Origin of the sequence: Chamaesiphon sp. (genome assembly GCF_041738855.1) — a bacterium.
Lineage (GTDB): Bacteria > Cyanobacteriota > Cyanobacteriia > Cyanobacteriales > Chamaesiphonaceae > Chamaesiphon.
In genome coordinates this window covers 1-9,351 of sequence record NZ_JBGSPA010000122.1, presented here as the reverse complement: position 1 = coordinate 9,351, position 9,351 = coordinate 1, and the positions used below count along the sequence as shown (strand labels likewise).

General features: G+C 45.1%; 9 protein-coding genes and 2 tRNA genes. 3 read left to right on the top strand and 8 right to left on the bottom strand.

Translation table 11 applies throughout. The features are described from left to right. Window positions 1-126: 126 nt before the first annotated feature. The 6 genes from ACEW9I_RS11295 to ACEW9I_RS11270 all read right to left on the bottom strand — a co-directional run bounded on the left by ACEW9I_RS11295 (window position 127) and on the right by ACEW9I_RS11270 (window position 6,651). The gene (locus ACEW9I_RS11295; RefSeq protein ID WP_373540436.1) at window positions 127-1,269 is read right to left on the bottom strand and encodes an NAD(P)/FAD-dependent oxidoreductase; all 1,143 of its coding nucleotides are present in this window, start codon (window positions 1,267-1,269) and stop codon (window positions 127-129) included. A gap of 147 nt (window positions 1,270-1,416) precedes the next feature. Beyond that, window positions 1,417-1,995: an NAD(P)H-dependent oxidoreductase gene (locus ACEW9I_RS11290; protein ID WP_373540438.1), complete on the bottom strand. Its 579-nt coding sequence runs from the start codon at window positions 1,993-1,995 to the stop codon at window positions 1,417-1,419. 85 nt (window positions 1,996-2,080) lie between these two features. Continuing rightward, complete coding sequence (locus ACEW9I_RS11285; protein WP_373540435.1) at window positions 2,081-2,248, bottom strand: hypothetical protein; 168 nt, start codon at window positions 2,246-2,248, stop codon at window positions 2,081-2,083. A gap of 501 nt (window positions 2,249-2,749) precedes the next feature. Beyond that, the gene (locus ACEW9I_RS11280) at window positions 2,750-3,991 is read right to left on the bottom strand and encodes a PQQ-dependent sugar dehydrogenase (protein WP_373540434.1); all 1,242 of its coding nucleotides are present in this window, start codon (window positions 3,989-3,991) and stop codon (window positions 2,750-2,752) included. Between the two features lie 58 nt (window positions 3,992-4,049). Beyond that, complete coding sequence (locus ACEW9I_RS11275; protein WP_373540433.1) at window positions 4,050-5,390, bottom strand: hypothetical protein; 1,341 nt, start codon at window positions 5,388-5,390, stop codon at window positions 4,050-4,052. A gap of 16 nt (window positions 5,391-5,406) precedes the next feature. Continuing rightward, window positions 5,407-6,651 (bottom strand): DUF2252 domain-containing protein, encoded by a 1,245-nt coding sequence (locus ACEW9I_RS11270; RefSeq protein WP_373540432.1) that lies wholly within the window; start codon window positions 6,649-6,651, stop codon window positions 5,407-5,409. Window positions 6,652-6,849: 198 nt separating this feature from the next. On the opposite strand from ACEW9I_RS11270, the gene coaE reads away from it, so the two are divergent. After that, window positions 6,850-7,431 carry a dephospho-CoA kinase gene (gene coaE / locus ACEW9I_RS11265; RefSeq protein WP_373540431.1) on the top strand — a complete coding sequence of 194 codons (582 nt, stop codon included), beginning with the start codon at window positions 6,850-6,852 and terminating at the stop codon, window positions 7,429-7,431. Between the two features lie 197 nt (window positions 7,432-7,628). On the opposite strand, the gene ACEW9I_RS11260 is transcribed toward coaE, so the two are convergent. Further along, entirely contained in the window at window positions 7,629-7,964 is a 336-nt protein-coding gene (locus ACEW9I_RS11260; RefSeq protein WP_373540430.1) for a 30S ribosomal protein PSRP-3, read from the bottom strand. 192 nt (window positions 7,965-8,156) lie between these two features. On the opposite strand from ACEW9I_RS11260, the gene ACEW9I_RS11255 reads away from it, so the two are divergent. Further along, on the top strand, window positions 8,157-8,945 hold the full coding sequence (locus tag ACEW9I_RS11255) for a TIGR01548 family HAD-type hydrolase (protein WP_373540437.1): 789 nt from the start codon (window positions 8,157-8,159) through the stop codon (window positions 8,943-8,945). Here ACEW9I_RS11255 and ACEW9I_RS11250 read toward each other — a convergent pair. Beyond that, window positions 8,946-9,028, bottom strand: a tRNA-Ile gene (locus tag ACEW9I_RS11250). A gap of 142 nt (window positions 9,029-9,170) precedes the next feature. On the opposite strand from ACEW9I_RS11250, the gene ACEW9I_RS11245 reads away from it, so the two are divergent. Continuing rightward, window positions 9,171-9,244 (top strand) — tRNA-Val (locus ACEW9I_RS11245). Window positions 9,245-9,351: the final 107 nt, after the last annotated feature.

Here is a 9,351-nt window from a genome sequence, read left to right as displayed (position 1 = left end):
TGGGATGCGTTGGAGTGAGTCGGGTTTCAATCATTTACTGATCCTTCGCGTTGCTTGGGTCAATCAACGTTTTGACTCTCTTTTTCCTCATGTCACTCTTCCAGTACACAAACACTCCCCCATCCCTTAACTACGCCCCTCCTCTAACCCCAGTTTCATCAGATTTTCCCGCAACCCAATTTCAGCCGGAAGGAGTGAATGACCCTCGGCAAGTGCTTGCAAATTATGGGCGATCGTGGCTCCTTGCTGATATGCTACTTGAGAGGTAGCTGGATACTGCTCCATAACAGTGCAGTCTCCACCTGCAAAGACTTCGGGAAAATCAAGCAGTTGTAAGGCGTTTGTCAGCTTGAGTCGTCCCTGTCGATCGTGATGTGCTTCAGGAATTGATAGGGTAGAAATGAGTGGATCGATCGCGCTGCCCGTCGTCCAAATAATCGTCGCGGCTGAGAGTTGCTCGATGTGGTTGTTTCGCTTCATGACAACCGTGTTTCGACGCACCGCGATCGCCTCAGTTGCTAGCAACACCTCAACGGGTACCTTCCGCTCGCGCAATGCAGTTTGAGCAGTTTGTTGGAGGCTGTCGCTATCACCTTTGAGAATTTCTTGTTCCCGTTGAATTACAACTACTCGAATATCTGCCACATTACTGCCCAGAGCGGCGTACCAGTTTGGTAATAAATCCGCCAGAGTTGCGGCTAGCTCGATGCCAGTACGACCAGCACCCACAATTGCGACGGTTAATAATGCCTGCTGTTGTGGTTTCTGGGTGTGGATGGCTCGTTGCAAACAATTTCGTAGCTGTTTAGCTAAAGCAACCGCATCTTCAGTGGTGCGAAATGGTAAGGTGTATTCTTCTGCTCCTTCCACATCGAAATAAGCTGCTACGCTACCAAGCGATAACACTAAATTACCATAGTTGTAATGCAGTCCAGACGCTAATTGAACCTGTCGCTGTTGCAAGTCGATGGATTGAATCATGTCCTGAATAAATTCAATGCCACTTTCATGCAAAAGAGTATCATAGCGGGGGCAGATATATTTAGTGTTCAGCTCATCGCTGAGAAATTCATAGGGTAGGGATTTGAAGATAAATCTTGAACTTCGATCGATCAGAATAGTTGGTATTTTATAATGCTGATGGCTGAGGTGTAATGCTGTGAATAATCCGGTGAAGCCACCGCCTAAAATTAAAGTGGGGGGCTGCCGATCCAGGGTAAGTTGGGAAGGAATTGTTAACGTTTTAGCTAAGGTCTGTACTTCAATCATAATATTTGTGCTGACAAATTGTTGATTAATTGAGCAAATTTATGCTGAAGATTGGCATCTTTCGATATTGGTATCATCATGTCGATCGTGAGTCATAATTAGATGTCGGCATGAATATTTTTTAGATTTTTATTCTGTAAAGCTTTTTTATTTTTGCTCTTTTCCCAATCCTTCCACTTTAGCCAACCATTTTTTCCTCTTCACTTCATCAGATGACTTCACTGGAGCGAACGAGGTAATCTTTACAGGTTTTATACCGCAAAATTCTAATATGCCAATTTTCATTGCATTATGTCCAGCATTTATATTGATTGAGAAATAATACCATTTTGGCGTATCCATTGTTACAATAAGCCTTGCAGTTTTCTCTACTAATAATTTGTCCCATAAGGGTGAATCCTTACGATACTTGAAGGCAAAACCAGGCACAAAAACCCGATCGATAAAGCCTTTTAGAAGCGCAGGAAAAGTAGCCCACCAATTAGGATAAACAAAAACTAAATGGTCTGCTACTAATATTTCTTGTTGCATTGTTACTAAATCAGGCTCTAACTCGCTTATTTTTCTGTATCCAAAAGTCAAAATAGGATTGAAATCTAAATCGACTAGATGTACCAATTTGCAATCAGCCCCAGCTAAATTAGCTCCTTTCTTGTAGCTTTCTGCAAGTGCGAAACAGAAGCTTTCTTTGTCTGGGTGTCCGTTGATAATAAGTATTTTTTTCATTGTTTTATTCATCAGGTCGCCGCCCAAGTTCTCAAACCAGCGATACATCGTCGTCATTTCCGCACCAGCTTGTCGCTCGAACGCCTCAAATCGCCATCAGCGGTACATTCTGAATCAATTCTTCGTCACCGCGTTCTGAATTAATGATGTCAATTGAGATATATCGTCCTCGATTACCATTGGAAAACTGGTCAAAAAATTCACCCCATCGCTCCGGTGGTACAGATTTTGTTAGTTCGATTTGATTTAGCATGTGTTTTTTGGTGATTGATATGGTTGGTAGTTTCTAGCTAGTTCAGATCTATTTTTCAATTGTGTCATTTAGATTATTCTGGCTGTTTGCGACCCGCTATTTTATGGCTTTCCGTCATATCGCTTGGGGTCTTTCTCTTGCTTTTTGGTTTCAGCTAGTGGTGCTTTGGGCTTTTTGGCTGCTTTATTGCCTTTTTTCTCTTTTGACATCACAGTACTACAGATTTATTAACTTCTATCCTAAACTAAGTTTGTGAGGATATTGTGAGTAAACCGTCTTCTGGCAATTGTTTTATCCAATATATTTATTTTAATATTTAATTAATTATATAGTGAGCTAATTACAGCTTCACGCACTACGATCGATCGATTATTTCACTGAATTACTCTTCAATTTGACGGATTTTAATTTAATTTTCCCAGTATGATATCAGTCTTTAGCTTACCTCGGCGATCGATATAGCCTAGTTTCTTGTCAATCCAGACTGCGGCTCGACCCTGCTCATGAGTTAGGCACTAGCCGAATAATGCGATCGCCACCAGCTCGACCATCACCATAGCCGTCATTATCGGAAGTCGCAATATACAAAAACCCATCTGGCCCCTGTTTGACATCCCGCAACCTTCCATATTGCTGCTGCAATAATTTTTCCTGTCCGACGACCTTAATTCCATTGAGCGCGACGCGAGTCAACGCTCGACCGCGCAAATTGGTAAAAAAGAAATTGCCCTGCCATTGGCGAAACACATTTCCAGTATAAAAGGTCGCGCCAGCGGGTGCGATCGCGTCTTGATAGAACAATAGCGGTGGTAATTGTCCTGGAGCCTTGCGATCGTAACTGATATTCGGCCAACCATAATTTTTTCCCGCCTCGACGACATTTACCTCATCACCGCCTTGGCGACCATCATATCCCGATGGGCCATGCTCGGTTTGAAAAATCGCGCCAGTTTTGGGCTGAATAGCCATACCCTGTGCGTTGCGGTGTCCGAAGGAGAAGATTTCGGGGCGGGCATCGCTGCGCCCGACATAGGGATTATCTTTGGGCACTGTGCCATTGTCATTGAGCCGCAGCGTTTTCCCATCGAGGTTGTTGAGGTCTTGGGCGCGCTTGGGTTCGCCACGTTCGCCCAAGGTGATGTAGAGCTTGCCATCTTGCCCGAATGCCAGCCGCGAACCAAAATGAGTCCCCGCCGCCGTTCCTGGTACACCTGGAAAAATATCGAGTTTTTCGGTCAAGCCTGTGTTGGTGAGCCGAAACCGCGAGACGCGGGTTTGGAGTAGACCGCCATTGCCTTCGATCGTATACGCTAGATATAGCCAGCGGTTTTGGCTAAACTTGGGGTGTAGTGCCAGATCCATCAAGCCGCCTTCACCGCGCGCGGCAATAGTGGGCAAGCCAGCAATGGGTGTAGGATCGAGCTTACCGTTGCGAATAATCCGTAATCGACCAGGACGTTCGGTCACTAAAATAGATCGATCTGGTAAAAACTCCATCCCCCACGGTACTTCCAATCCTTCAGTAACAGTTTCGACTTTGAAAGACTTGGCAGCGGTCGGGACAAATGCTGTGGATTGTGGCGATTTTGCCTCACCAATTGGGGTGGAAGCTGCAATTTGAGGCTGGGCATCGCGAGCCGAAGACGCTTGCTGGTCGGGCGTACAGGCACTAATGGCGATCGATAACCCGCACCATAAACTAGCCAAAGGCAACAAGAGCTTCACGGGAACTGGTCTGAGCATGGATAGAACCTAGAGCGCAAATGCAATGTGATATCTCTATTTTGACTGATATTTTATTTTAATTCTGGCTTGGACGCCCCGAACTGAGATTAGTTGCTGTTGAGCTGCGCGGCGATCGTTTGACCAGAATATACGCCTTCGTATATTCCGGTAACTTGCGTATATGTGCATTGAAATCTTCCTTGGTATCAAATACACCTGTTAGGAAATCTAACTGATGTAAATTGGGCAAAAAGGCACCCCCCGTATCCGCAATAATGCCCATGCGTAATTGTGGTTTACCAGCGATCGCATTCTCCGTCACGACAATTCTACCTAGCCCGATATTTAATACATCTCCAGCAAAAGTTACGCCTGGTTTGAGCGAAATTTTCGTCTCGATCGTTTGACCGAATCCTTTAATAGCAGTTACGGGTTTGAAGTACCAATATCGCTTTTGCTCGGTGGGAGTTAAGCCTTTAACATAGGGAATATTATTATGGCGATCGACATTAAAAAAGGCAGACTTACCATCAGTAAATTTAACTAAAATAGTTCCTTGCATCAATGCTGATTCCAATCCCTCGCGATCGAGGTATGCCAATGGCTCGACGTTACCAAATTCTTTCCCTTCCGGTTCATAGATATTCGTCAGCACATCTTGTTTGGTGTACTTGAGCCGAATTGCCTCAATGTCTGAATCTGGCTTGAGTGCATAAAGTCCAGCATTAAATTCTGTGGTAGGAGTGCGAGATCCTGGATGTGTAAATACCGCATACTTAGTCATCCTAATCCTTTTTTCCTCAGTTGCAGTCGGATTAAATGCTGTCCACTGGATCGCTCGAAAGTGAGTATTTAAAAACTGGGGATCTTGCAGCCGGATCGCTCGTTTAGCTGTGATATCCTGCTGGATTGTTAACACCATAAAATCTAGTGTTTTGAGAATATCACTTACTTTGACCCCTTGAGTACCCAAAATCCCCTCACGCTGAAGATCGGGATCGCGATCGAGTCGATCGCGAAAGTATTTGCGCGTACTTTTTAGAACTACGAGTAAGTCTGTGGCATTAAAGTTTACTTTTGTATCTGGCAAACTAGCTGCTTTCAAAATATCGCGACTCTGTGCCATAAATTGGGGTCGCTTTAGCTCATCAATCACCAGATAATCACCAATTTGTGCTGGCGATGGAGTGACAATTGGCTGCGGTAAGGGTGCCACAGTCGGTATCGCTATTGTTGGTATCGCTACAGTTGGCAGGATCGTGGCAGTCGTGGTACTGACGTCCAATGATGGAGACATTACAGGTACTGGGGTAATGACTGCTGTGGGGGCAGTAGGGAGCGAAGTAGTCGCAATAGTGCGATTACAAGCAGTCAGTGCGATCGAGCCAATCCCAATTATTAATCTAAAGTATTTCACGCTTAACTTAATTAATTTATAGATACTTAGTAGCTTCGCAAAAATTTTGATAATCGATCTGCACTTGCCGCACATAAATATTGGCATAAGTTATTACTTCCTGCTGCCAATCCAAATTATTGCTAAATTCGATGAGATCTTGTCCGATTGCTACTCCCAGTTTACCACTTCCATGTAGATGTGTAACCGCAGTAACTTCACCCATTGTGCTGATGAGCTTTTTCAAGCTATTCATACTCATACTACCACTTTTTAAAGCGATTTTATCCTGCATCGGTTGCAGCTCTCTCAATAAATAGCTGCGATCGGCGATCGTCACTGTCGCCAATAAAGCGGGTGGGGCAAACTGAACTAATCGTTGGATCTCCATCACTCTGGTTGCCTCATTTGCCCAAGCTGGCTGGGGTATAGTTACGTATGGTTGCAGACAAGAAGATTGCTGTTGTTTGACATCCAATAAATAGTTACGATCTGGCGAACCTTTGCCAGTTACTAACACCAAATACCGATCGAGTCCCAAGCTACCCGTACCTGCACGCCGAAATCCGACATCTAAAACTTCAAAAAAAGCTGAATCTGTCTGAGATTGTGCCCACTCATCGATCGCTTTACTAACTAGTTCATATTGGTGGCTACTGACTCCAAAGATCTGGCGATCGTCAATTTCGATCCGTCGCTGATTTTTAATTAATTCAGTGTATTTGTCTAACAATTCACTACGCTTGCGTTGCTGTAAACTATCGAGTAGATCGGCGACAACTCCTCGCGCATTGGCATCACCAATCGGGTAAATTTTGCCCGCATTCAAAGTACTTGTATAAGCATCAAGGTAAACTCGAACCAAGTTTTGCCCCTCAGCTTGCTCTAGAGATAAACTGACTGCTGATAACAAGATACTCGTTGCTAGTCGAGCCAGATCCCAAGTACAGGGAGCAGCAACGCCTTCATCAAAATCATTAATACCAAAATAGATTTGACGCTGATATAGCTTTGACTGATGAGCGTATTCATCACCCTTATAAGTACCAAAATTTTCCACATGTAAATCGCCACAAATCCATACCACAGGGGCTAAATTAAGATTTGACGATCGAGGTAAATCTTGATAAAATAGATGACATGTACCTCTAAAAAAAGTAAAAGCATCTTTACGCATTTTCAGATACTTTTGGATTAATACCTGTCGATCGCGCTGTGAATTAAATGCTTGAATTAACTCCCAGGCATCGCGACTGTAGCAATCGGTCGAGATATCTTCCATAAAACTTATCGCTAGTTGAGATTTTAACCACTCCAGATACTATAGGGTAACATCAGGATGGACTGAAATCTAGCTCGTTGTCTGAATTTCTCAGCAGTAAATAGGTAGTGTGCTGATGTTCTTTTCTACCATAGCTTTCTAGCTCAAAACCTCACTCAAGCATTAATCGGCACAGGCACAAATCCAATTTTTAAATTTATGCGCTTAATTGGACTTACTGGTGGAATTGGCACTGGCAAAAGTACTGCCGCCGACTATTTGCATCGACGATACAACTTGCCAATTTTGGATGCTGACATTTATGCTCGTGACGCTGTTGCAATTGGTTCGCCCATCTTGACAGCCATCGGTCAGCGGTACGGTAATAAAATGATCCAACCAGACGGAACACTGGCTCGTCCGCTACTCGGTGCAATTGTCTTTAGCCAGCCGCAGGAGCGTCGCTGGTTGGAAGCTCAAATTCATCCCTATGTCCGCGACTGCTTTGTGAGTAAGATCGCCAATCTTCCTGCCGATGCCACCGCAGTACTGGCAATCCCGTTGTTATTTGAAGCAAAGATGACCGATCTCACTACCGAGATTTGGGTGGTGAGCTGCGATCTTCACACTCAACTAGAGCGAATTATGACACGCGACGGGAGCGATCGGGCAGCAGCAGCAGTGCGGATTGAGAGTCAAATGTCGCTAGCTGACAAGATCGCTCTAGCAGATGTTCATCTTGATAACTCGACTAACATCGCCGATTTAGCAGCTCAGATTGACGATCGAATTTCGCTCTGATGAGGGAGCAGGCGATTACTGTCACAGACGAGCGGTCATTTGGGTAATGAGGCGAAAAATATCCATGTCCTCAATATTTGATGACGGCGATGCAGCAGATCTGACACTTAGACTTGAGGCAAAGGCTCCGCCAACAAGCGAGCTTCAGTGCATCGCCTTACGCGGACGGAGGATCGCCCAATCGTCAACCACCAAAATTAATTGCTGCCAGTAAAAATAACTTCGGGAAACTTGAGTTGAGCTTCAGGCAAGGGACGACCTTTACCTTCTTCCTGCCAGTAGTTGATGACTTCGGTAGCCTGATTGAGAATCCCCACCCGATCGATTTCAGCGATCCAGTGCTTGGCTTCTAGCTCAGCTTTGAGTTGTTCCCACGCATCATTACGCGGCCAGAAAAAATAAGCAGTAAGGGGACTCAAACCTTTGCCAACTACTTGGTCTACTGCTAGGGCAACGTTCTCATCCAACCAGAGAACTTTCAAGATAAATTTAGATAATGTTACTGGTAAGGTTTCGGTAATGGTTTCGGTCATATTTGCTTAGTACTTTGGCACACAATCCATCATTGTATCACTTGTTGGCATTCGTCAGCGATCTCAATCAGTCAAAGCAAGTCCATCGTGTCATCACCCACACCCAGATCCAGCTTATCGATGCTTACGAGTCGATCGGCTGACAGCTAAGAATATGGTAAATTTTGAATTAACTTAGTGGCAGGACAAAGCATGAGCGCGATCGCGATCTTTGATATCGACGGGGTAATTCGGGACGTGGGAAATTCTTATCGTCGCGCTTTGGCAGATACAGTCTCAGCGTTTACTAACGGTGCCTACCGTCCCAGTGCGATCGAGATTGACAAGCTCAAAGGCGAGGGGATCTGGAACAACGATTGGGAAGGCTCGCAGGAATTAATCTACCGCTATTTTGAAAGTCAAGGACAATCTCGATCTGAGTTAAAGCTAGATTACGAGGAAATTGTCGCCTATTTTCAAACCAAATATCGCGGTACCGATCCAGTCAATTGGAATGGTTATATCTGTGACGAACCCCTCTTAGCGAGTCTGGACTACTTTCACACCCTAACCGCTGCACGCATTTCCTGGGGCTTTTTTAGCGGTGCTACCAGCGGATCTGCTAGTTATGTCTTAGAGCGAAGATTGGGCTTGTCTGCGCCAGTTTTAGTAGCGATGGAGGACGCACCAGGCAAGCCAGATCCCACCGGACTATTGATGGTGGTAGAACGCTTGGGCACAATCTTTGAGTCAGCTAGGAACCAATCGATTGTCTATGTTGGCGATACCGTTGCAGATATGCACACGATTGTCAACGCTAGAACCAAGCCAGCCGCTATTTCCCACCATCAAAAGTTCATCGGCGTGGGAGTCCTGCCACCACACATTCTCGCCGATCGCTCTCAAATCGACAGCTACCGCCACAGCTTGCTAACATCAGGAGCGGCGATCGTCCTCGATACTGTCACCGAACTAACCCCCGCACTGATTGATTCGCTCTAATCCAAGGTACAGGAATCGAACCTGTCTAGAGCTTCCGCTCGCGGATTATGAGTCCGCTGCCTAAACCGATCGGCCAACCTTGGAAACATTCACTTATTTTAACATTGAGGGCTGACAATTGACTATCGTTAACAGCTTCTCGATCTCAATCTGGCAATCTGGCAAGAAAATGTCGATCGAGTGTTGACGTACATTAGTTATTCATGTTAAATTTAGGAGCTGCAAGGACGTATAGCTCAGTTGGTTAGAGCGCATCGTTGACATCGATGAGGTCCCCCGTTCGAGTCGGGGTACGTCCATAGGGTTAGATCTCAAGCTAGGCAAGGCTTTTAGGAAACAAATCGTGTCCTAAGAGTCGACTTTTGCTGTCTGGTTACAGGAAAATATGGGCTGTTATGACTGGTTT

Bases quoted from the DNA above. Each gene is read 5' to 3' on its own strand.
- ACEW9I_RS11295 (WP_373540436.1), bottom strand. From the start codon at position 1,269: ATGATTGAAGTACAGACCTTAGCTAAAACGTTAACAATTCCTTCCCAA.
- ACEW9I_RS11290 (WP_373540438.1), bottom strand. From the start codon at position 1,995: ATGAAAAAAATACTTATTATCAACGGACACCCAGACAAAGAAAGCTTC.
- ACEW9I_RS11285 (WP_373540435.1), bottom strand. From the start codon at position 2,248: ATGCTAAATCAAATCGAACTAACAAAATCTGTACCACCGGAGCGATGG.
- ACEW9I_RS11280 (WP_373540434.1), bottom strand. From the start codon at position 3,991: ATGCTCAGACCAGTTCCCGTGAAGCTCTTGTTGCCTTTGGCTAGTTTA.
- ACEW9I_RS11270 (WP_373540432.1), bottom strand. From the start codon at position 6,651: ATGGAAGATATCTCGACCGATTGCTACAGTCGCGATGCCTGGGAGTTA.
- coaE (WP_373540431.1), top strand. From the start codon at position 6,850: ATGCGCTTAATTGGACTTACTGGTGGAATTGGCACTGGCAAAAGTACT.
- ACEW9I_RS11260 (WP_373540430.1), bottom strand. From the start codon at position 7,964: ATGACCGAAACCATTACCGAAACCTTACCAGTAACATTATCTAAATTT.
- ACEW9I_RS11255 (WP_373540437.1), top strand. From the start codon at position 8,157: ATGAGCGCGATCGCGATCTTTGATATCGACGGGGTAATTCGGGACGTG.